The organism is Micromonospora inaquosa, from assembly GCF_003857055.1.
Lineage (GTDB): Bacteria > Actinomycetota > Actinomycetes > Mycobacteriales > Micromonosporaceae > Micromonospora > Micromonospora inaquosa.
In genome coordinates this window covers 1-21855 of record NZ_QGSZ01000308.1, presented here as the reverse complement: position 1 = coordinate 21855, position 21855 = coordinate 1, and the positions used below count along the sequence as shown (strand labels likewise).

24 protein-coding genes are annotated in these 21855 nt (G+C 72.2%); 6 read left to right on the top strand and 18 right to left on the bottom strand.

All coding sequences use genetic code 11. The annotated features are described in order from the left end of the window. From DLJ59_RS28205 to DLJ59_RS28195, 3 genes are all read right to left on the bottom strand, one after another. On the bottom strand, positions 1 to 723 hold a 723-nt coding region (locus DLJ59_RS28205), incomplete at its 3' end, for a DUF2470 domain-containing protein (RefSeq protein ID WP_148096974.1). Between the two features lie 83 nt (positions 724 to 806). Continuing rightward, positions 807 to 2597: an ABC transporter ATP-binding protein gene (locus DLJ59_RS28200; RefSeq protein WP_124776205.1), complete on the bottom strand. Its 1791-nt coding sequence runs from the start codon at positions 2595 to 2597 to the stop codon at positions 807 to 809. A 55-nt stretch (positions 2598 to 2652) separates the two neighbouring features. Continuing rightward, positions 2653 to 4536 (bottom strand): ABC transporter ATP-binding protein, encoded by a 1884-nt coding sequence (locus DLJ59_RS28195; RefSeq protein ID WP_124776203.1) that lies wholly within the window; start codon positions 4534 to 4536, stop codon positions 2653 to 2655. 170 nt (positions 4537 to 4706) lie between these two features. Between DLJ59_RS28195 and DLJ59_RS28190 the strand changes: the two genes are divergently transcribed. The 3 genes from DLJ59_RS28190 to DLJ59_RS28180 all read left to right on the top strand — a co-directional run bounded on the left by DLJ59_RS28190 (position 4707) and on the right by DLJ59_RS28180 (position 8364). Beyond that, positions 4707 to 5336, top strand: coding sequence for a TIGR03085 family metal-binding protein (locus DLJ59_RS28190; RefSeq protein WP_124776201.1), 630 nt, complete (start codon positions 4707 to 4709; stop codon positions 5334 to 5336). A gap of 188 nt (positions 5337 to 5524) precedes the next feature. Continuing rightward, entirely contained in the window at positions 5525 to 6400 is an 876-nt protein-coding gene (locus DLJ59_RS28185) for a terpene synthase family protein (protein WP_244236279.1), read from the top strand. 137 nt (positions 6401 to 6537) lie between these two features. Next, the gene (locus tag DLJ59_RS28180; RefSeq protein ID WP_124776197.1) at positions 6538 to 8364 is read left to right on the top strand and encodes an AMP-dependent synthetase/ligase; all 1827 of its coding nucleotides are present in this window, start codon (positions 6538 to 6540) and stop codon (positions 8362 to 8364) included. Between the two features lie 66 nt (positions 8365 to 8430). Here DLJ59_RS28180 and yczR read toward each other — a convergent pair whose 3' ends face one another. Beyond that, the gene (gene yczR, locus DLJ59_RS28175; protein ID WP_124776195.1) at positions 8431 to 9885 is read right to left on the bottom strand and encodes a MocR-like transcription factor YczR; all 1455 of its coding nucleotides are present in this window, start codon (positions 9883 to 9885) and stop codon (positions 8431 to 8433) included. A 59-nt stretch (positions 9886 to 9944) separates the two neighbouring features. Between yczR and yczE the strand changes: the two genes are divergently transcribed. After that, a complete protein-coding gene (yczE, locus tag DLJ59_RS28170) occupies positions 9945 to 10616 on the top strand; it encodes a membrane protein YczE (RefSeq protein ID WP_124776193.1) in 672 nt (223 codons plus the stop codon). A gap of 101 nt (positions 10617 to 10717) precedes the next feature. Further along, on the top strand, positions 10718 to 11179 hold the full coding sequence (locus DLJ59_RS28165; protein WP_124776191.1) for a hypothetical protein: 462 nt from the start codon (positions 10718 to 10720) through the stop codon (positions 11177 to 11179). Between the two features lie 5 nt (positions 11180 to 11184). On the opposite strand, the gene hisF is transcribed toward DLJ59_RS28165, so the two are convergent. From hisF to hisD, 12 genes are all read right to left on the bottom strand, one after another. Next, positions 11185 to 11952: an imidazole glycerol phosphate synthase subunit HisF gene (hisF, locus tag DLJ59_RS28160; RefSeq protein WP_112582731.1), complete on the bottom strand. Its 768-nt coding sequence runs from the start codon at positions 11950 to 11952 to the stop codon at positions 11185 to 11187. 73 nt (positions 11953 to 12025) lie between these two features. Then, a complete protein-coding gene (locus DLJ59_RS28155; RefSeq protein WP_124776189.1) occupies positions 12026 to 13024 on the bottom strand; it encodes an NADP-dependent oxidoreductase in 999 nt (332 codons plus the stop codon). Positions 13025 to 13070: 46 nt separating this feature from the next. Further along, positions 13071 to 13502, bottom strand: coding sequence for an organic hydroperoxide resistance protein (locus tag DLJ59_RS28150; RefSeq protein WP_124776187.1), 432 nt, complete (start codon positions 13500 to 13502; stop codon positions 13071 to 13073). Positions 13503 to 13507: 5 nt separating this feature from the next. Continuing rightward, a complete protein-coding gene (locus DLJ59_RS28145) occupies positions 13508 to 13954 on the bottom strand; it encodes a MarR family winged helix-turn-helix transcriptional regulator (protein WP_124776185.1) in 447 nt (148 codons plus the stop codon). A gap of 80 nt (positions 13955 to 14034) precedes the next feature. Continuing rightward, complete coding sequence (locus DLJ59_RS28140; RefSeq protein WP_124776183.1) at positions 14035 to 14424, bottom strand: RidA family protein; 390 nt, start codon at positions 14422 to 14424, stop codon at positions 14035 to 14037. Continuing rightward, complete coding sequence (gene priA, locus DLJ59_RS28135; protein ID WP_124776181.1) at positions 14421 to 15146, bottom strand: bifunctional 1-(5-phosphoribosyl)-5-((5-phosphoribosylamino)methylideneamino)imidazole-4-carboxamide isomerase/phosphoribosylanthranilate isomerase PriA; 726 nt, start codon at positions 15144 to 15146, stop codon at positions 14421 to 14423. Before priA ends, DLJ59_RS28140 begins: the two co-directional genes overlap by 4 nt. Before the next feature lie 14 nt (positions 15147 to 15160). After that, a complete protein-coding gene (locus DLJ59_RS28130) occupies positions 15161 to 15484 on the bottom strand; it encodes a hypothetical protein (RefSeq protein ID WP_124776209.1) in 324 nt (107 codons plus the stop codon). A gap of 36 nt (positions 15485 to 15520) precedes the next feature. Continuing rightward, the gene (hisH, locus tag DLJ59_RS28125) at positions 15521 to 16153 is read right to left on the bottom strand and encodes an imidazole glycerol phosphate synthase subunit HisH (protein WP_124776179.1); all 633 of its coding nucleotides are present in this window, start codon (positions 16151 to 16153) and stop codon (positions 15521 to 15523) included. A gap of 13 nt (positions 16154 to 16166) precedes the next feature. After that, on the bottom strand, positions 16167 to 16337 hold the full coding sequence (locus tag DLJ59_RS36705) for a hypothetical protein (protein ID WP_167493901.1): 171 nt from the start codon (positions 16335 to 16337) through the stop codon (positions 16167 to 16169). Further along, positions 16337 to 16948 carry an imidazoleglycerol-phosphate dehydratase HisB gene (gene hisB, locus DLJ59_RS28120; RefSeq protein WP_030334475.1) on the bottom strand — a complete coding sequence of 204 codons (612 nt, stop codon included), beginning with the start codon at positions 16946 to 16948 and terminating at the stop codon, positions 16337 to 16339. Before hisB ends, DLJ59_RS36705 begins: the two co-directional genes overlap by 1 nt. Continuing rightward, positions 16945 to 18021: a histidinol-phosphate transaminase gene (locus DLJ59_RS28115; RefSeq protein WP_244236278.1), complete on the bottom strand. Its 1077-nt coding sequence runs from the start codon at positions 18019 to 18021 to the stop codon at positions 16945 to 16947. The genes hisB and DLJ59_RS28115 overlap by 4 nt, the downstream gene beginning before the upstream one ends. Beyond that, on the bottom strand, positions 18018 to 19340 hold the full coding sequence (gene hisD, locus DLJ59_RS28110) for a histidinol dehydrogenase (protein ID WP_124776177.1): 1323 nt from the start codon (positions 19338 to 19340) through the stop codon (positions 18018 to 18020). The genes DLJ59_RS28115 and hisD overlap by 4 nt, the downstream gene beginning before the upstream one ends. A gap of 106 nt (positions 19341 to 19446) precedes the next feature. Between hisD and DLJ59_RS28105 the strand changes: the two genes are divergently transcribed. After that, entirely contained in the window at positions 19447 to 20151 is a 705-nt protein-coding gene (locus tag DLJ59_RS28105; RefSeq protein ID WP_124776175.1) for an LON peptidase substrate-binding domain-containing protein, read from the top strand. On the opposite strand, the gene DLJ59_RS28100 is transcribed toward DLJ59_RS28105, so the two are convergent. Further along, on the bottom strand, positions 20066 to 20896 hold the full coding sequence (locus tag DLJ59_RS28100) for a DUF2567 domain-containing protein (protein WP_124776173.1): 831 nt from the start codon (positions 20894 to 20896) through the stop codon (positions 20066 to 20068). The genes DLJ59_RS28105 and DLJ59_RS28100 overlap by 86 nt on opposite strands. A gap of 56 nt (positions 20897 to 20952) precedes the next feature. Then, the coding region (locus tag DLJ59_RS28095; RefSeq protein WP_244236277.1) for a MinD/ParA family ATP-binding protein at positions 20953 to 21855 on the bottom strand (903 nt) is incomplete at its 5' end.

Genomic DNA, 21855 nt, shown 5'->3' with positions numbered 1-21855 from the left:
GAGTTGTAGCGGGGGCAGCAGGTGGGGGAGGTCGGCCGGGTCGGTCACCGGGCCCGGGAAGGCCAACCGGACCCGACGCCGGGCACCAGGTCGGCCGAGGGAGACCACCAGCCCGTAGCGGTCGATGCGCACCACCCGGGGCGGCCCGTCCGGGGTCTGCGCGGTCAACCCGAGCTGCCGGCGCAGGTACTCCGTCACCTGGGCGCCGTGGCACTCGGCGAGGTCGGCGAGCAGCCGGGCCTCGACCGGGTGCACCGGGTCCGGCTCGGCCTCGGCGTACTCCACCGGGTCGATCCGGTGCACGACGCCGGCCCGCTCCCAGCGGACCTCGACCACCTCGAAGCGGAACAGCCGGAACCGGGTGCCCAGGTCGAGCAGGTCACCGGTCGGCTCCACCGCGGCGAAGTCGACCGCCGCCTGGCGGGCCTCGTCGCCGCGCAGCTCGGCCGCCCAGCCGGACACCCAGGCCCGACCCAGGCCGGGCGCGCCGGCGGCGGGCGGCAGGTCGAGCACGTCGAGCACCACCGCGACGTCGCTGCCCCCGACCGCCGGTTGCAGGGCGGCGGCCAGGTGGCTGGCCACCGGCACCAGCAGCAGCACCCGCCCGTCCGCGTCGGTGACGTGCCGGGCGTGGTGTGGGCCCGGCCGGTGGGCCAGGTGCACGAGACCGGGCAGGCGGCCGGCGACGAGGGTACGGACGATCTCGGCGGAGTTGGGCCGCATGGCGCGACCTCCTTCAAAGGTTAGGCTTACCTAACCCGGAGCCTAGAGCACCCGACCGTCGACGTCCACCACACCGCCGCACCTCACCGGGTCTGCTCCAGCCAGGAGGCGTAGAGCAGCCCGTACACCGAGTCGGCGTCGCGGACCAACTCGTCGTGCGGCCCACGCTGCACCACCCGACCCCGGTCCACCACGATCACCTCGTCGGCGGCCTGGGCCGTGGAGAGCCGGTGCGCGATCGCGAGGGTGGTCCGGCCTCGGGTGACAGCGTCCAACGTGCGTTGCAACCGCACCTCCGTCGCCGGGTCCACCGCGCTGGTCGCCTCGTCGAGCACCAGCAGATCCGGGTCAGCCACATACGCGCGGGCCAACGCGACGAGCTGACGCTCACCGACGCTGAGCGCCTCGCCGCGCTCCCCGACGGGGGTGTTCAGGCCCGCTGGCAGACCCTCCAGCCAGTCCGACAGGCCCAGCTCGGTGAAGGCGGAGCCCAGCTGCTCATCGGTCAACTCCGGACGGGCGAACCGGACATTGTCCCCCACCGTCGCGTCGAAGAGGAACCCGTCCTGGGGCACCATCACCACCCGGGAACGCAGCGAATCGAACCGGACGTCCGCCAACGGCACCCCGGACAGCAGCACCGCCCCGGCCGACGGGTCCATCAGACGGGTCAGCAACTTGGCGAACGTGGTCTTGCCGCTACCCGTCTCACCGACCACCGCCACCCGACTCTTCGCCGGAATCTCCAGGTCGATGTCGTGCAGCACCGGCGGACCACCCGGATAGGCGAACCGCACCCCGGTGAACCGGATGTCCAGCGGCCCGCCCGGCAACTCCCGCCCCTGCTCCCCCGGGTCGGCCACGTCCGGGGCGACGTCCAGCACGTCCAGCACCCGACGCCAGCCAGCGATCGCGTTCTGCGCCTCGTTGAGCACCTCGGTGGCGATCTGCACCGGCTGGATGAAGAGCGTCACCAGGAACAGGAACGCGGTCAGCTGGCCGATCGACAGCGTGCCGTCCACCCCCAACAACACGCCCAGCACCACCACACCGGCCAGCGCCAACCCCGCCGCCAACTCCCCGACCGAACTGCCCACGATGCTGATCCGGATCGCCCGCTGCTGCGCCAGGCGCTGCCGGTCGATCGCCTCGTCCAGCCGCCGCTCCGTGCGCCCGGCGATCCCGTACGCCCGGATCACCGGCGCGCCCACCACGCTCTCGCCGATCGCGCCGAGCAGCGTCCCGGTGCGCTGACGCACCGTCGCGTACGCCGAGCCGAGGCGGCGCTGCAACTGCCGGATGACGAACACCGCCGGCAGGAACGCGGCCAGCACCACCAGGGTCAACTGCCAGGAGTACGCCAGCATGACGGCGGTGGTGACCACCAGCTGACCCAGGTTGACCAGCAGGATCACCCCGCCCCACTGGAGGAACTGGGTGATCTGGTCCACGTCGCTGGTCACCCGGGAGACCAGCGAACCGCGCCGCTCCGACTGCTGGTGCAACATCGACAGGTCGTGCACGTGTCGGAACGCGCGCGTCCGGACATTGGCCAGCGCCGTCTCGCTGACCGTGAACAGCCGGCGCATCATCAGGTAGCCGCAGATCGTGGTGATCGTCAGGATCGCCGCGGTGATCGCCACCACCGTCCAGACCACGTTCAGATTCAGACCACCGACGAGGCCCCGGTCGATGCCCTGCTGTACGGCGACCGGCACGGCAACCCGACCGACCATGTAGACCAGGGCCAGGGCCAACGTGCCGGCCAGCCCGGTCCGTAGCTCCGGCGAGAGCGCCAGGCCCCGACGCAGGGTCTGCCAGGTCGTCTCCTGCCGGGCCTCCTGCTCGTCAGTCCCCGTGGTCGTCGTACTCACCGGTCCCGCCTTTCGTTCGCGACTGCGGGGCTCCGCTGCGCTGCACTCCTCGCGCTCACCGGTCCACCTCGATCTCCAGGCCCGACGGCAGCGGCGCCACGTCGTCGCCGTACGAACTTTCCTGCGCGCGCTCGACCTCGGCCTGCTCGTAGGCGGTCACCAGGTCGACATACCCGGGCACGGTGGCCAACAACTCGCTGTGGGTGCCCCGGGCGACCACCCGTCCCTGTTCCACGTAGATGACCTCGTCGGCGAGCGCGATGGTGGCCCGGCGGTACGCGACCACCAGGATCGACGCGGCCGGGACGCCCGCCGCCGAGGTCGACGACCGCAGCCCCGCCAGGATGGCCGCCTCCACTCGAGGATCGACAGCGCTGGTCGCGTCGTCGAGCACCAGCAGCCGCGGGCGACCGGCCAGTGCGCGGGCCAGGGTGAGCCGCTGGCGCTGGCCGCCGGAGAGTGAGGTGCCCCGCTCGCCGACCATGGTGTCCAGACCATCGGGCAGCGCGGCGACGAACCCGTCCGCCTCGGCCAGCCGCAGCGCCGCCCAGACCACCTCGTCGTCGACACCGGGCCGGTCGAGGGCGATGTTGGCGCGGACCGTGTCGTCGAAGATGAAGGGCACCTGGGCGACCAGGGCCACAGTGCCGGCCAGCGACGCGGAGGTCAGCTCGCGCACGTCCACGCCGTCCAGGCGCACCGTGCCGGAGTCCGGGTCGACGAGCCGCACCGCCAGCGAGGTGATGGTGGACTTGCCGGCGCCGGTCGGCCCCACCAGGGCCACCGTCCGACCGGACGGCACCGTGAAGCCGACCTCGCCGAGGACCTGCGCGCCGGGCGGGTGCGCTTCGGCGGGCGGGTAGGAGTAGTGCACGTCGCTGAAGGTGAGGGTGGCCGGGCCGGCGTCGGTCGGGTCGAGCACCCGCTGCCCGTACGGCATCTCACCGGTGGCGTCGAGCACCCGGCGGACCCGGTCCCAGCCGGCGACGCTGCGCGGCAGCTCGGCGAGTACCCAACCGATGGCCCGCACCGGAAAGGCCAGCACGGTGAAGAGGAAGGCCACGCTGACCAGTTCGGTCACGCTGATCGCGCCCTGGCGCAGCCGGAACGCCCCGACCACCAGTACGGCGAGGGTGCCGAGGCTGGGCAGCGTCTCCAGCAGCGGGTCGAAGATGCCGCGCAGCCGGCCGACCGCGATCAGCGAGTCGCGCAGCTCACCGGCGCGGTCCGCGAACCGGGCGGTTTCCTGTGCCTCGCGGCCCATCGTCTTGACCACCAGGGCACCGTCGAAGCTCTCGTGGGCGATCCCGCTGACCTCGGCGCGCAGGCGCTGCGCCCGGGCCTGCCGGGGTGCCATCCGGCGGGAGTAGACGACGTTGAGCGCGAACAGCGCGGGGAAGACGGCGAGCCCGACCAGGGCGAGCGCCCAGTCGGTGGCGAAGAGCGACACGATCGCGCCGATCAACATCACCAACGTGCCGACGGCGAACGGCAGCGGCGCGATCGGGTACCAGGCCGCCTCCACGTCGGAGTTGGCGTTGGACAGCAGGGTGCCGGTGGAGTTGCGGTGGTGCCAGGACAGCGGCAGTTCCAGGTACCGACGGGTGACCCGGCGACGGTAGGAGGCCTGGAGGCGGTACTGCATGTAGCCGGCGCCGAGCCGACGGCCGAAGATGCCCGCCACCCGCAGCACGCTGATCCCGAACAGCGCGGTCGCGGCCAGCGCCAGGGTGCCCGCGCCCACCTCGCCGCGTTCGATGGCCGGAAGCGCCACCTCACCGATGACCGATCCGACGACCCGGGCGCTGACAATGATCATCGCGCCGAAGAGCACGCTGCCGACGACCGCCACCGCGAAGATCCGCGGTTGTTCGCGGATCGCCTGCCGCAGGACTCCCAGCCCTCGACTGAGAACGTCCCGACTTGTCTTGCTCGCCACGCTCTCCCCCGCCGTAAGCCGCAATTATCTCCCTCATCCTTACCGGTCGAAGCCAGTGCCGCCGACCCTGGCCGGATATGTCAACCGTCACGTACTGGACGACGGCGTGCCGCGCGCCGACCGGAGTCCGCTGCCGCGCGCCGACGGGCCGGCGGGCCTACGATCGGGCCATGCCGCGGTACGCCCGAGCCGAGCGCGAGGCGCTGGCCGATCTTCTGCTGGCCCTCGGGCCGGCCGCCCCGACGATCAACGAGGGTTGGGCGACCCGTGACCTCGCCGCGCATCTGGTGTTGCGGGAGCGCCGTCCGGACGCCGCGGGTGGCATCGTGCTGCCGCCGCTGCGCGGCTACGCCGAGCGGGTGCGTCGCCGACTCGCCGCACGGCCCTACTCCGACCTGGTGGCGCAGGTGCGGCGACCGCCGCTGTGGAGCCCGGTCAGCAACCCGGTGACCGACGAGGTGGCCAACACGATGGAGTTCTTCATCCATCACGAGGACGTCCGGCGGGCCGGCTCCGGGTGGCAGCCGCGCGATCTACCCACCGGCCTGCAGAGCGCGCTGTGGAAACGCGCGACCCCGATGGCCCGGCTGGCACTGCGCCGCTTTCCGGCGGACCTCTACGTGCAGGCGCCCGGCCATGGCGAGGTCTCCGTCGGTCGCGGCGGCGAGCCGCTGCGCCTGGTCGGCTCGCCGGCGGAGCTGGTGCTGTTCTTCTCCGGTCGGCAACGGGTGGCCCGAGTCCAACTGAACGGTTCAGTGGAGGCGGCTCGGCGACTGCGCGCGGCCAAGCTGGGGATGTGACCTTCTGTACATAAACGGTCACAGAAAAACTGTCGGATTCCGCACACCCAACGAAACACACTGACACCTCCTCCCGTACGCTTCACCGCGCCAGCGGCACGGAGTGGGGGCACACTGTGCGGGACTTCGCGATTTCGGCGCTGCGGGAACCGCCGTTCCCCACGGGGCGCCATGGCGCCACGGACCAGGTGGCGAGTGAGAGCATCGAGTGGGCGAGCACGTTCGGGCTGGTCGATTCCGGCCAACGTGTGCGCCGCCTGGCAGGGGCCGACGCCGCTGGACTGGCCGGCCGCGCCTGCCCGGACGGCTCGGTGGAGGGGCTGCGGCTGCTCACCGACCTGATCAGCTGGCTCTTCGTGATGGATGACGCCTGCGACGAGGACGGCCTCGGCGCCGACCCGGTCCGGCTGGGACCGGCGATCAGCACCCTGCTCGACGTGCTTGACCGCTGTGGTGACCCGGACGTCGCGCCGCCCACCGTCGGGCCACTGGGTGACGCGCTGCACGACCTCTGCCGTCGGACCCGCTTGCACGATCACGCTGGACTGCTGCTGCGGTTCGTCAGCCAGATGCGGGAGTATCTGTTGGCGCTGCTCTGGGAGGCGGGCAACCGGGAACGTCAGCGCGTGCCCGAGATGGCGGAGTACGTCCAACTGCGCCGGCACATCGGCGGCGTGCACCCCTGCCTCACCCTGACCGACCTGGCGTCCACGCGACCCTCCGGGTCAGTTCAGCGCGCCAACCCGGGGCTGGTCGCCCTGGACCTGCTGGCGGTGGACCTGGTCTGCTGGTGCAACGATCTCTTCTCCTACGGCAAGGAGAGCCAGGCCGACCCGGACGCGCACAACCTGGTCACGGTGATCGCCCAGGACAGCGACGCGGACGAGGTGACAGCGCTCCGGGGTGCGGCACACCGGTTCAACCAGGGGTTGGCGACCTACCTGGACGCGGAGGAGACGCTCCGGGCCACCGGCGACGACGGGATCCGCGACGCGTTGGCCGCCCGGCGCAACTGGGTCCGGGCCACCTACGACTGGTCAGTGGTGGCTGCCCGGTACGCCTGATCGGCCCTACCGGTTGGTGGGATGGGACGGCCGGACGATCACCAGGGCTAGCCGATGCATGGTGACAGGCAATACTCTTCGGTAACCATCATGACGTGACGACCGTCACGCCACCACCCCCGAAGGCGGCTACAGCGATGGCTCTCGATGTACCGTACCGCTCCATCCCGGACATGTTCCTCAAACGCGTGGCGGCCACCCCCGACCGGTTCGCGTTCGCTTCCCCGAACCCCGACGACTCGGGGCCCGTCTGGCTGACCTGGGAGCAGGTCGGCCAGCGCGCCAAGGCGGTCGCCGCCGGTCTGCACGGCCTGGGCGTCGGCCAGGAGGACCCGGTCGCGATCCTCGCCAACACCCGGCTGGAGTGGGTGATCGCCGACCTCGGCATCATGTGCGCCGGCGGCGCGACCACCACCGTCTACCCGACCACCGAGCCGGCGGACGCGACGTACATCATCGCCGACTCCGGGTCGAAGGTGCTGTTCGCGGAGAACCCGGCCCAGGCCGCGAAGATCGCTGGCGCGACCCTGCCCGCGCTCACCCACGTGGTGCTCCTCGACGGCGCCGTCGACCCGACCGCCGCGATTGCGCAGTTGACGCTCGCCGAGCTGGAGGAGCGCGGCGTCCGGGCGCTGGCCGCCGAGCCGGATCTGATCGACATGCTGGTGGCCGGCATCGGCCCGGACCACCTGGCCACCCTGATCTACACCTCCGGCACCACCGGCCAACCCAAGGGCGTCGAGCTGCTGCACGGCGGCTGGTGCTGGGAGGCCGTGGCGCAGGCGGAGGTCGGGCTGCTGCGCGACGACGACCTGCAGTACCTGTGGCTGCCGCTGGCTCACTCGTTCGGCAAGACCCTGCTCTGCGGTGCCATCCACGTCGGCCTGCCCACCTACGTCGACGGTCGGGTGGACAAGCTGGTCGACCTCCTCTCGGTCATCCGTCCGACGCTGATGTGCGGCGCTCCCCGCGTGTTCGAGAAGGTCTACAACAAGGCGGTGACCACCGCGCAGGGCGCCGGCGGCGCGAAGGCGAAGATCTTCGCCTGGGGCGTCCGGGTCGGCAAGGAGAAGGTGGCCCTGGAGCAGGCCGGCAAGCCGGTGCCGGGCGGGCTGAAGCTGCGCTACGGGCTGGCCGAGAAGCTGGTGTTCAGCAAGCTCCAGGCCCGCCTGGGCGGCCGGATGCGGGTGCTGGTCTCCGGCGCCGCGCCGCTCAGCCCGGAGATCGCCACCTTCTTCGCCGCCGCGAACCTGCCGATCTCCGAGGGCTACGGCCTGACCGAGACCAGCGCCGGCAACTTCGTCAACCCCCCAGCCGGGTTGCGGATCGGCACGGTGGGCCGGGCGATGGGTGACCTGGAGTGCCGGATCGACACCGACGGGGAGATCCTGGTGCGTGGCCTGCCGGTGATGCGCGGCTACCACAACCTGCCGGAGGAGACCGCCGCCGCGTTCACCGAGGACGGCTTCTTCCGTACCGGTGACATCGGCACCCTCGACGAGCAGGGCTACCTGCGCATCACCGACCGCAAGAAGGACCTGGTCAAGACCTCGGGCGGCAAGTACATCGCGCCGTCGCACATCGAGGGAATGTTCAAGGCCATCTGCCCGTACACCTCGCAGGCGGTGGTCGTCGGTCAAGCCCGCAACTTCTGCACGATGCTGGTCACCCTGGACCCGGACGCGATCCGCGGCTGGGCCGCCGGCGGCCCGCTGGAGGGGCGCAGCTACACCGAGATCGTCGCGTCGACTGAGGCCCGGACGATGGTCGAGGAGTACGTCGCCCAGCTCAACGACAAGCTCAACCGCTGGGAGACGATCAAGAAGGTGGCCATCCTGCCGCGCGACCTGACGATCGAGGACGGCGAGATCACGCCGTCGTTGAAGATCAAGCGACGTGGTGTGGAGAGCAACTTCGCGGCCGAGATCGACAAGATGTACGCCGGCACCCTCGCCGAGCTCTGACGCTCAGCCGGTGGCCCGGCACCCGTTCGGGTGCCGGGCCACCGGCGTTCGTGGCAGCGGAGGTGCTCAGGCGATGACGGCCGGCTCACGCCACCGCTGGCGACCGGCCCGGTCCAGGTCGTAGCGGATCGCCGCGAGCCGCCCGACGGCCTCCACGAGGTCCGCCGCGGGCAGGGTGAACGGCAGCCGCAGGAAGCGCTCCAGGGTGCCGTCCAGGCCGAACCGGGGGCCGGGTGCCAGCCGTACGCCGACCTCCTCCGCGGCCCGGGCCAGCGCGCTCGACACCGGACCGTCCAACTCGGCCCAGAGCGTCACGCCACCCCGCGGCACCGTGACCCGCCACTCGGGCAGTTGGTGCGCCAGCGCGCCGAGCAGGGCGTCACGCTGCACGGCCAACTGGACGCGGCGGTCGGCGACGATGGCCTCGGCGTCGGCGAGCAGGTGCACAGCGACCAGTTGGTCCAGCACCGGGCTGGCCATGTCGACCCCGACCCGCACGGCGGCCAGTCGCTGCACCTGCGGCGCGGACGCGCGCACCCAGCCGATCCGCAGGCCACCCCAGTAGGGCTTGCTCATCCCCCCGATGCTGACCACTCGACTGTGCCGGTCGTAGGTGGCGACCGGGGGCGGCAGTTCGGTGCCGTCCATCGCGAGGTCCACGAAGGACTCGTCGATGATCAGATCGGTGCCGACCGCGTGCGCGGCGGCCACCACGCGCTCGCGCAGCGACGCGGGCATCAGGTGCCCGGTCGGGTTTTGGAACTCCGGAATCAGGTACGCCAGCTTCGGCCGGGTCTGCCGGAGGCTGCCCAGCAGCAGGTCGGGTTCCCAGCCGCCGTCGGCGGCCAGACCGTGGGTGGTGATCCGGGCCCGCCGGCCGGCCAGCGCGGCGAGGGCGTTGGGGTAGGTCGGGGACTCGACCAGCACGGTGCCGCCCGGGGCCAACGCGAGCCGCAGCACCAGATCCAGTGCGTGCTGGGTGCCGCTGGTGACCATGATCTGGTCGGCCGAGGTGGGCAGACCCCGAGCGGTGTAGGCGTCGGCCACCGCCTCGCGCAGCTCGATGATGCCGGTCGGGTGGTAGCCGGCCCCGCTCAGGTAGCGGGGCAGGTCCTCGGTGGCGGCCCGAGCGGCCGACAGCAACTGCGGCGGGGCGGCCAGCGCCGCGACGCCGAGGTCGAGCATCTCCCGGTCGTCCAGCGGGGTCCACAGGCCGGTGCTGGCCACCCGGTGGTTGCCGGGCAGCATCGTCCAGCTGCCGGCGCCCCGGCGGCTGGCGAGGTGCCCGGTCTCGCGCAGCTGCCGGTAGGCGGCGGTGACCGTGGTCCGGCTGATCCGCAACGCCTCGGCCAGCTCCCGTTCGGCCGGTAGGCGGACGCCCAGCGGCAGCCGGCCATCGGCGAGCAGCCCGCGCACCGAGCCGGCCAGCGCGGCATAGTCAGGGCTGCGTCGGCGACCCGGCAAGGCATGCCACTGCCCGAGAAGACGGGCCAATTGGACGCCGCGCACCTGCCCGGTCATAGCCACTCCTCGAATATTGGCTTCTTCCTCGATGAGGATTGGCACCTAGGGTGGCATGCATGGCACTGCTTGGCAATCTGCGGCACCGGCCCGTTCGACGGCTGGTCCAGCTCTACCTCGGGCTCGCGCTCTACGGCGTCAGCATGGCCCTGATGATCCGCTCCCACCTGGGCCTCGATCCGTGGGACGTGTTCCACCAGGGGCTCTCCAAGCTGACCGGGCTCTCCTTCGGCACGGTCACCATCGGCGTCGGCGCGCTCGTGCTGCTGCTCTGGATCCCACTGCGGCAGCGGCCCGGCCTCGGCACGGTCAGCAACGTCGTGGTGATCGGCCTGGTCGTGGACGCCACCCTGGCCCTGCTGCCCGGGGGTGGCCCGCTCGGTGTCCGGATCGCGATGCTGATCACCGGGATCGTCGCCAACGGCGCCGCCACCGCGCTGTATCTCGGCGCCCAGTTGGGCCCCGGCCCCCGCGACGGCCTGATGACCGGGTACGTGGCCCGCCGGCCAGGCCGGTCGGTCCGGCTGGTGCGTACCGTCATCGAGGTCACCGTGCTGGTGCTGGGTGGGCTGCTCGGCGGAACGATCGGCGTGGGCACCGTCGCGTACGCGCTGGCCATCGGTCCGCTGGCCCAGTTCTTCATCCCGCTGTTCGCCGTGCCGGACGGCAGCACACCCGACAGTGCCGCACCGCCACCGGGTAGCCCCGCGCCGGCCACTCCCGCGGGCTGAACCCTCACCGACCGTCCGCGAACCGGTACGTGGCGGTGGTGCTTGACACCGGTTGGAGGGTGGGTGTTCCCTTCCGCGACGCGCGCCGTCATCATCTCTGCATGGGGGAGAACGGTTGGCGCTGGACGGACGCGTGGATCTTCGTGTCGCTCGTCATCGCGAGCGGCGCCGGACGGCACCGTCGGTCGGCGACAAGTCGACGGCCGGAGGGCGTTCGCCTGACCGACGTGCTCTCCACCGCCGACCACCTCAACCACGCGATCCCGCAGCGGCACGAGGTGGAGGCCGCGGTCCAGCGGCTGGTCGGCGCCGGGCTGGTCAGCGTCGCCGACGGCTGGTTCCGGATCACCGCCGAGGGTGAGCAGCTCTGGCGTACCCGCCCGAGTGCGGGGGTGGCGACCATGGTGGACACCGTGCAGGGTGTGTTGACCCGCCGGCACGCGCCCGGCAGCGCAGACTGGATCCTGGACGAGGCCGACCATGCGGCGGCCGTCCAGGAGTACGCGGTCCGCTCGATCCCCACCCCACGCCGGTCACCGGAGGGGCACTCCGGCGAGCGCTGAGCGGCTCAGCGCACCGGATGGCCGCCGAGGCGCAGCGCGTCCTTGACCTCGGCGACGGTCAGCTCACCGAAGTGGAAGACACTGGCGGCGAGCACCGCGTCCGCGCCAGCGCCGATCGCGGGCGGAAAGTGGGCCACCTCGCCGGCGCCCCCGCTGGCCACCACCGGCACGTCCACGACCGCCCGCACCGCGGCGATCAACTCCAGGTCGAAGCCCGCCTTGGTGCCGTCGGCGTCCATCGAGTTGAGCAGGATCTCCCCCGCGCCCAACTCCGCGCCCCGGTGTGCCCACCACACGGCGTCGATGCCGGTGCCGCGCCGACCCCCGTGCGTGGTGACCTCGAAGCCACTGGGCGTGCCGCCGTTCGGCGAGCGACGCACGTCGAGGGAGAGCACGAGCACCTGCCGGCCGAACCGGTCCGCGATCTCGGCGATCAGCTCCGGCCGGGCGATGGCGGCGGTGTTCACGCCGACCTTGTCCGCCCCGGCCCGCAGCAGGGTGTCCACGTCGGCGACCTGCCGGACCCCACCGCCGACGGTCAGCGGGATGAAGACCGACTCGGCGGTGCGGCGCACCACGTCGAGCATGGTGCCCCGGTCGCTGGAGGACGCGGTGACGTCGAGGAAGGTCAACTCGTCCGCGCCGGCTCGGTCGTACGCGGCGGCGAGTTCCACGGGGTCACCGGCGTCGCGCAGGTCGAGGAAGTTGACCCCCTTGACCACCCGTCCGGCGTCCACGTCCAGACAGGGGATCACCCGTACCGCCACCGTCATGCCGCGAGCCTATCCTCCGTACGCGCAACGGCGGTCGACCCGATCGGGTCGACCGCCGTGAGAGAGGTCTGCGTCACACGCGGACGAGCATCTTGCCGAGGTTCTCGCCGCGCAGCAGGCCGAGGAACGCCGCCGGGGCGTTCTCGATGCCGTCGACGATCGTCTCGTCGTAGGCGAGCGTGCCGTCGCGCAGCCAGCCCGCGACGTCGCGCACGAACGCCGCCCGCACGTCGTTGTGATCGTTGACCAGGAAGCCGCGCAGGGTGAGCCGCTTGCCGATCACCAGCGCCAGATTGCGCGGCCCGGGCTGCGGCTCGGTGGCGTTGTAGTGCGCGATCATGCCGCAGATGGCGGCCCGGCCGTGCGGGTTCATGGCCGAGATCGCCGCCTCCAGGTGATCGCCGCCGACGTTGTCGAAGTAGACGTCGACACCATCCGGCGCGGCCACCCGCAGCGAGTTGCGGACCGGCCGGTCGTGGTAGTCGAAAGCGGCGTCGAAGCCCAACGTCCGCAGCCGCTCGACCTTGGCCGGCGAGCCGGCGCTGCCGACCACCCGGCCGGCACCCTTGAGCTTGGCGATCTGACCGACCAGGCTACCGACCGCGCCGGCCGCGGCGGAGACGAAGACCGTCTCGCCGGGCTTCATCGCGGCCACCTCCAGCAGCCCGGCGTACGCGGTCAGCCCGGTCATGCCGAGCACGCCGAGGTACGCGCTGACCGGGGCGAGGCTCGGGTCGACCGTACGGGCGGCGGTGGCGTCGAGCAGCGCGTACTCCCGCCAGCCCAGCTGGTGCAGGACGGTGGCCCCGACGGCGATCCCGTCCGCCTCGCTGGCCACCACCTCGCCGATCGCGCCACCGTCGAGCGCCGCGTCGAGCGCGAACGGTGCCACGTACGACTTGACGGGGTTCATCCGTCCGCGCATGTACGGGTCGACGGACATGTACTGGTTTCGGACCACGATCTGGCCCGGGCCGGGTGTCGGGACGTCGGTCTCGACGAGCCGGAAATTGTCCTCGGTGGGCCAGCCCTGCGGGCGGCTGGCCAGGTGGATCTCGCGGTTGCTGGTCACGGGGTGGTCGTCCTCTCGTCCACGGATTGGGGCCTGGGCCGCGAGGTCACGCGGGCAGGGTCTCGCGGACGGTCAGCGTGACGTCGAGGTTGCCGCGGGTGGCGTTGGAGTACGGGCAGACCTGGTGGGCCTGCTCGACCAGTTGCTCGGCGACCTCGCGGGGCGCGGCGGGCAGGTCGACGACGAGCTGCACGGTGAGCCCGAAGCCGCCGTTGCCGTTCGGGCCGATGCCCACCTCGGCGCCGACCACGGAACCGGTCACGTCGGCCTTGGCCCGGCGGGCCACCAACCGCAGCGCGCTGTGGAAGCAGGCCGCGTAGCCGGCGGCGAAGAGCTGCTCGGGGTTGGCGGCGCCGCCGGCGCCGCCCATCTCCTTCGCCACGGCCAGGTCGAGCGCGACCGTGCCGTCGGAGGTCTCGACGTGGCCGTCCCGGCCGTCGCCGGTGGCGGTCGCGGACGCGGTGTAGAGAACCTGCATGATGGTCACTGCTCCTTCTGTCGGTGGATGGTGTCGGTGATCCGGGTGAGGGTGTCGCGCAGCGCGACCAGCTCGTCGAGGCCCAGCCCGGTGGCCTGCGCGATCCGCAGCGGGACGTCGCAGAGCTGCTCGCGTAGCGCCCGGCCCTGCTCGGTGAGGCCCACCTCGACCCGCCGCTCGTCGCGGGCTGAGCGCCGCCGCACCACCAGGCCCGCCCCCTCCAACCGCTTGAGCAGCGGGGAGAGCGTGCCGGAGTCCAGCCGCAGCTCGGCGCCCAACTCGGACACCGAGCGGGCGTCGTCGGGGTGCTCCCAGAGCACCAGCAGCACCAGGTACTGCGGGTAGGTCAACCCGAACTCGTCGAGGATCGGCCGGTAGACGTCGGTCAGTGCGCGCGACGCGGCGTAGAGCGCGAAGCACGCCTGCCGGCGCAGCACCAGGTCATCGGTCACTACAAAACCGTAGCCAACAATTAAGTTGTGCACAACCTATCTGGCTGCGAATCGGCCAGCCGCCCGAGCAGGCGCGTACCTCAGCGATCGCCGAGGTACGCCTCCAACTCCACCTCGACCAGATGCTCCGGGTCGAGCAGACCGGCCACCACCACCAGGGTCGCCGCGGGCCGGACCGCGCCGAAGACCGCGTTGTGGGCCCGACCCACCTCGTCGGCGTGCAACCGGTCCGTCACATACATCCTGGTCCGGACCACGTCACCCGGCTCCGCACCCACCTCAGCGAGCGCGGCCAGCCCGATCCGCAGCGCCTGCGCGGTCTGCGCGGCCGGATCACCCACGTGCACCACCCGGCCGTCCACCGTCGCCGTGCAACCAGCCGTCCAGGCCCGCTCACCGGCCCGGACCACCCGCGAATACCCGTAACGCTGCTCCCACGGGCCACCCGACCCGAGCCGCGTCGTCGTCACGCCTCAGCCAACGTGCGCAGCGCCTCAGCCACCGTGAAAGCACCCGCGTAGAGCGCCTTGCCGGCGATGACACCCTCCACCCCGACCGGCTCCAGGGTCGCCAACGCCCGCAGGTCGTCCAGGGTGGACACGCCACCGGAGGCGATCACCGGCCGGTCGGTACGGGCACACACCTCGCGCAACAGATCCAGGTTCGGCCCGCGCATGGTGCCGTCCTTGGTGATGTCGGTGACCACGTACCGGCTCGCGCCCGCCTTGTCCAGCCGCTCCAGCACCTCGTACAGGTCACCACCGTCCCGGGTCCAACCGCGCGCCGACAGGGTGTGACCCCGCACGTCCAGACCGATGGCCACCCGGTCGCCGTACTCCGCGACCACCCGGTCACACCAGACCGGATCCTCCAGCGCGGCGGTCCCGATGTTCACCCGGGCCGCCCCGGTGCCCAGCGCCGCCCGCAGCGACTCGTCGTCCCGGATGCCCCCGGAAAGCTCCACCTTCACGTCCAACTGGCGCACCACCTCGGCGAGCAGGTGCGCGTTGGTGCCCCGACCGAACGCCGCGTCCAGGTCAACCAGGTGGATCCACTCCGCGCCGTCCTGCTGCCAGGCCAGCGCGGACTCCAATGGGTCACCGTAGACGCTCTCGCTTCCGAGGGCGCCCTGAATGAGCCGGACGGCCCGGCCGTCAGCGACATCCACGGCGGGTAACAGGGTGAGGCTCAAGGTCTTCTCCTCGATCAGGTACGACGGTCCAGGGCGATCACGACGATCGCCGGCAGTACGAGCAGCAAGAGCACGATCAGCGCGACGCGCAACGCCAGGTTGTCAACCAACGTCCAGATCAGAATCAACGCCGCGCCGGTGAGCAGCACGATCGCGGCCCGCTCACCCCGACTGTGCCGGGCCAGCCGCCCGGAGCGACCCCGCCGCAGCCGCGGCGTCAACCGACGGACCACCGCCCGACGGCGCTGCCGGCGAGCGACCTGGCGCTGCCGGACCGCCCGCTCCCGAGCCTGCTCCGCCTCCCGCTGCGCCCGCCGGAGGGCCCGCTCCCGGCTCACCGCGACGCCCACCGATCGGACACCGCGCGCCGACGCTCAATCACCGCTGGGCAACGTGGCGAGCCAGTTGCGCAGCAGCGCGGCACCGGTTTCGGCGGACTTCTCCGGGTGGAACTGGGCCGCCGACAACGAGCCACGCTCCACCGCCGCCACGAAATCCGTGTCGTGGTGGGCGGTGGTCACCGTGGCACCGGCAGCCGCCAGCGCCGCCGGATCGCCCATCGCGTACGAGTGGACGAAGTAGAAGCGGCTCTGCTCCGGCAACCCGGCGAACAGCACCGACTCCCGGGGAGCCCGGACCGTGTTCCAACCCATGTGCGGCAACCGGGTGGCGGCCAGCCGGGTCACCCCGCCCGGCAACAACCCCAGCCCCTTGGTCACCACGCCGTGCTCGTCGCCGTGCTCGAAGAGGACCTGCATGCCCACGCAGATGCCGAGCACCGGCCGGCCAGCAGCCACCCGCTCGGCGATCACCGGACCGGCGCCCAGCGCCTCGATCCCCGCCATGCAGGCCGCGTACGCGCCCACACCCGGCACCACCAGACCATCGGCGGCAGCCGCGGCGGCCAGGTCGTCGGTCACCCGCACATCCGCTCCGGCGGCGGCCAGTGCCCGTTCCGCCGAGCGCAGGTTGCCCGAGCCGTAGTCGAGCACCACCACGTCACTCACGCCGTCACCCCGATCACCCGTTGTCCGGCAGCAGCCACAGAACCCCGGCGACGGTGGCGAGCACCGCGAGCGCCGCGGTGATCAGCACGGCGGCCTTCGGCGCGCCCTGCCGGTAGAGCGACCAGGTGCCACCCGCCAGCACCCCGGCCAGGATCAGCAACAACGTCGGCAAAGCCGCACCCATCAGAGAGCACCCTTCGTGCTCGGGATCGCACCAGCGGAACGCGGGTCGATCGACGTCGCCTCGCGCAACGCCCGCGAGACCGCCTTGAACTGCGCCTCCACCACGTGGTGCGCGTCCGGGTGACCGCCCGGCCGGGCCGCCCGCAGCACATCGACGTGCAGCGTGACCCGGGCCGCCTGGCCGAAGGACTCCCAGATGTGCCGGGTCATGCTGGTCGCGTACACCGGCCCGATGTACGGCGCCAGCACCGGCTCGTCGTGCACCACGTACGGACGTCCGGAGAGGTCCACCGCGGCCCGGACCAGCACCTCGTCCATCGGCACCGTCGCCGAGCCGTACCGCCGGATGCCGGCCTTGTCGCCCAGCGCCTGGTCGAACGCCGCACCCAGGGCGAGCGCGGTGTCCTCGATCGTGTGGTGCGCGTCGATCTCCAGGTCACCCACGGTGCGCACGGTCAGGTCGAAACCGCCGTGCCGGGCGATCTGGTGCAGCATGTGGTCGTAGAAGCCGACGCCGGTGCTGATCTCAGCGGCGCCGGTGCCGTCGAGATCGATCTCGACGAGGACCTTGGTCTCCTTGGTGATCCGCTCCACCCGGGCGGTCCGACTCATCGCGAAGTCTCCATTGCAGAAAGGAAGGCGTCGGTCTCGGCGGCGGTGCCGGCGGTCACCCGCAGCCAGCCGGGCAGGCCGACGTCGCGGACCAGCACCCCCTGCGCCAGCAGGGCGTTCCAGACGATGGTCTGGTCGCCGCCCACCTCGAAAAGCACGAAGTTGGCGTCACTGTCGGCGACCCGCAACCCCCGCTCGCGCAGCGTCGCCACGATCCGGTCCCGCTGAGCCATGATCTCGCTCACCGTACCGAGAAGGGCATCTCGGTGGGCCACCGCCGCGCGTGCGGCCGCCTGGGTGAGCGCGGAGAGATGGTACGGCAAACGGACGAGCTGCACCGCCCGCACCACCGCCGGGTCGGCGGCCAGGTAACCCAGCCGGCCGCCGGCGAAGCCGAACGCCTTGCTCATCGTCCGGGTGACCACCAGCCGCGGGTGGCCGGGCAGCACCGCCAGGGCGCTGACCGTCCCGGGCCTGGCGAACTCGGCGTACGCCTCGTCGACCACCACCATGCCGGGCGCGACGTCGAGCACGGCGGCGATCACCGCCGGATCCAGTGCGGTGCCGGTGGGGTTGTTCGGCGAGCAGAGGAACACCACGTCCGGCCGGTGCTCGCGGACCTGGGCGACCGCCTCCGCGGCGGTCAACCCGAAGTCGACGCCGCGCTCGGCGGGCACCCAGCGGGTGCTGGTGCCGAGGGCCAACAGCGGGTGCATCGAGTACGCGGGAACGAAGCCGAGCGCGCTGCGCCCCGGACCACCGAACGCCTGCAACAGTTGCTGCTGGATCTCGTTGGAGCCGTTGGCCGCCCACACGTGCTCGACGGTGAGCCCGTGCCCGAGATATTCGGCCAGGTCCGCGCGGAGCGCCACCGCGTCCCGGTCCGGGTAGCGGTTCAGCTCACGCAGCTCGGCCGCGAGCGCCTTGCCGATCGCCTCGACCACCGGCTCCGGCACCGGGTGCGAGTTCTCGTTGGTGTTGAGCCGCACCGGCACGTCCAGTTGCGGCGCCCCGTACGGAGACAGCCCCCGCAGGTCGGCACGGATCGGCAGATCGTCCAGGCGCTCGCTCACGCCGACCCTCCCGGGAAACGGGCCTGGACCGCCTGGCCGTGCGCGGGCAGGTCCTCCACATTGGCCAGGGTGACCACGTGCGGGGCCACGTCGCGCAGCGCCGCCTCGGTGTATTCGATGAGGTGCACGCCGCGGAGGAAGGACTGCACGGACAGACCCGAGGAGTGCCGGGAACAGCCGCCGGTGGGCAGCACGTGGTTGGAGCCGGCGCAGTAGTCGCCGAGCGACACCGGCGACCAGGCGCCCACGAAGATCGCCCCGGCGTTGCGGACCCGCAGCGCCCACTCCCGGGCGTCGACCGTCTGGATCTCCAGGTGCTCGGCCGCGTACGCGTCGACCACCCGCAGCCCCGCCTCGAGGTCGTCGACCAGGACCACGCCACTCTGCTCACCGGTCAGCGCCGTGGTGACCCGCTCGGTGTGCTTGGTCGCCGGCACCTGCCGGGCCAACTCCGCCTCGACCGCCTCGACCAACGCCACCGACGGGGTGACCAGCACGCTCGCGGCGAGCGGGTCGTGCTCGGCCTGACTGATCAGGTCGGCGGCCACGTGCGCAGGATCGGCCGTATCGTCGGCCAGGATGGCGATCTCGGTCGGCCCGGCCTCGGCGTCGATGCCGACCACGCCGCGCAGCAGCCGCTTGGCGGCCGTCACCCAGATGTTGCCGGGCCCGGTGATCAGGTCGACGGGATCGCACCGCAGCTCACCAGCCGGGTCCACCGCCGCGCCGTAGGCCAGCATCGCCACCGCCTGGGCCCCGCCCACGGCGTACACCTCGTCGACGCCGAGCAGCGCGCACGCGGCGAGCACCCGGGGATCGGGCAGGCCACCGTTGTCCTTCTGCGGCGGGCTGACCACCACCAGCGAGCGCACCCCGGCCGCCTGGGCGGGCACCACGTTCATCACCACTGTCGACGGGTACATCGCCAGGCCGCCGGGCACGTAGAGGCCGACCCGGTCGACCGGCAGCCACCGCTCGGTGACCGTGCCGCCGGGCACCACCTGGGTGGTGTGGTCGGTGCGCCGCTGGTCGGCGTGCACCCGACGGGCCCGGGCGATGGACTCCAGCAGCGCGGCACGCACCGGCGGGTCGAGCACCCCCTCGGCCTCGGTGATCGCCTCCACGGGCACCCGCAGCACCTCCGGGGAGATGCCGTCGAATCGTTCGCTCGCCTCCCGGATCGCTGGGTACCCATGCTCACGGACCGCCTCCACCAGTGGCCGGATGCGCTCGACGGCGACGGACACGTCGAGCTGGGCACGGGGCAGCAGGCGGCGCGGGTCTCCGAGACCGTCGCGCAGGTCGATCCGATTCAGCACCCTTGCGAGTCTAGGCGGCCGGCCCGACGCCCACCCGAGCCGCCCGTCCGCCGGGACGGTGAGCCGGGACACGCCCCGGGGGAAGAGATTGGTTAGGCTCGACCATGTGACCGCACGGCTGCCGGTGTTCCCGCTCGCAACGGTGCTCTTTCCCGGTTTGGTGCTGCCGCTGCACATCTTCGAGGAGCGCTACCGGGCGCTGGTCCGACATCTGGTCGGCCTGCCCGAGGGCGCCCCGCGCGAGTTCGGCGTGGTGGCCATCCAGGCCGGCTGGGAAGTCGCGCCCGCCGGTCCCGGTGCCCGGGCCACGCCGAGCGTCGGCGAGGTCACGCTGCACGAGGTGGGCTGCACCGCCGAGCTGCGCCAGGTGACCGAGCTGGCCGATGGTGGTTTCGACATCGTCACGGTCGGCCGCCGTCGGTTCCGGATCGCCGAGGTCGACGACAGCACCGAGCCCTACCTCACCGCCGACGTCGAGTGGCTGCCCGACCCGGGCGGCCCGGACGAGCTGGCCGATCTGCTGGCCGCCCGGGTCATCGCGGTGTTCCGGCAGTACCTCAGCCTGATCCGCTCCGACCCGGAGGAGATCTCCGAGCAACTGCCGGAGGACCCGACGGTGCTCTCGCACCTGGTGGCGGCGACCGCGGCGCTCACCGTCGACGACCGGCAGCGTCTGCTGGCGATCGACGACACCGCCTCCCGGCTCCGCGCCGAGCTGCGGCTGCTCAACCGCGAGGCGGCTCTGCTGCGTCAGGTGCGGGCGGTTCCGGTGCCGCTGGCGGAACTGGCGTCCCCGCCGACACCCAACTGAACTCCCCCGGCTCGGGCTCCGGGCGGAGCCCCGGCCACCGCGACCAGCCGGCCAGCAGGGTGTACATCACCGCGGCACCGAACGCCGGCAGCAACAGGTTGCCGTGCGGCACCGGCAGCACCCCGAGCAGCCAGTCCACCCCACCAGCGCGCAGGTCGGCGGGTTTGCTGAAGGCCTGCCCGGGCGGGGCGGTCACCAGCAACCGGTCGAAGGTGGCCAGGCCGATCCGTCGTCCCACCTGCCAGGCCACCGGCGCGGCGGCCAGAGTGCCGAGCACCACGGCGACCAGCCCGACCGGGCCCCGCCGTCGACGCAGCACGAACCACAGGGCGAGCGCCACGATCAGCCCGAAGGCGAGCCCGAGCAGGCTGAACCAGCCGTCGGCCGCGATCGGCTGCTCCGGTTGCGGATCGGCGTAGATCGCCCCCTCGGCGGTCTTCAGCACCGGAGTGTCCGGCGCGAGCGCGGCCCAGAGCAGACCGAGCGGGACACCCAGCGCGGCCAGCGCGAGCACTGCGCCCACCACCGTCGCCACGGCACGCAGCGGGCGACGCGGCTCGTCGAACCGAAGTTCCAACCAGCTCTGGTACGCCGCCGAGGCGGGCGGTTGACCTGCGCCGAACCCGGCCGGCGCTGCCCCGGCCGACGGGTCGGCCGCTGGTGGTTCCGCCTCCGGCGTACGGGGTGGCGCGGGTTGGTCGGGCTCGCCGACGGGCCGCTCAGGGTCGGGGTTGTCCGGGCTCACCCGATGATCCTCTCAGGCCCGGTGCGAGGTCGGGGCTCCGGTGGCGGCAGACCAGCTCACCGGGCGAACGGCTCCACCATCATCGCCGCGGCCCGCAGCCACGCCTGGCGGGTCTCCGGCTGGAGCTGGTGGTACTCGATCGACGACCCGGTCTCCAGAGCCGGGTCGTACGGCACGACGGCCACGCCACGGGTACGGGTGGCGAAGTGCCGCTCCAGGTCGTCCTGGAGCGTCGAGCGACCCGGGGTCGGGCAGGAGATGAGGGTGATCGCGTTGTCCGCCAACTCACCCATGCCCTCCTCGTGCAGGAGGTCGAGCATCCAGTCCGCACTGAACGCCGCGTCCTCCCGGGGCACGGTGGTCACCACCAGTTGGTCGGCGGCCTGCATCACGGTGCGCCAGTTGGGGCTCTCCACGTTGTTGCCGGTGTCCACGCAGACCACGTCGTGGGTACGCCGCAGCAACTCCAGCACCCGCCGGACGGTGAACTGGTCCAGTCGTTGGGCGAAGCGCGGGCTCTCCTCGCCGGCCAGCACGTCGTACGAGCCGTCCGAGGCGTGCCGCAGGTAGTCGTCCAGCCGGTCCAGCAGGGTCGCGCCCTCCAGGATCTCGATCTGGGCCAGGTCGCTGATCAGGTGGCGGATCGTCCGGGCGTGCCGGGCGCTGCCGGCGCGCAGGCCGAGGGTGCCGCGCAGCTCGTTGTCGTCCCAGGCGAGCACGCCGTTGCCGCGGACGCTGCCGACGGTCGCGGCGGCGAGCACGGTGGCGGTGGTCTTGTGCACCCCGCCCTTGGGGTTGGCGAAGGCGAACACCCGGGGCGTACCCAGGTCCCGCTGGAGCACCCCGTTGGCGCGTTCCTGCTCCTGGTCGACGGCCTGCGGGCGCCACTCGATCCGGGCCGGGTAGGCCCGTTCGGCGACCGCTGAGCCGACCGCCGGGGCGGGTGGCGGGGTGACGGG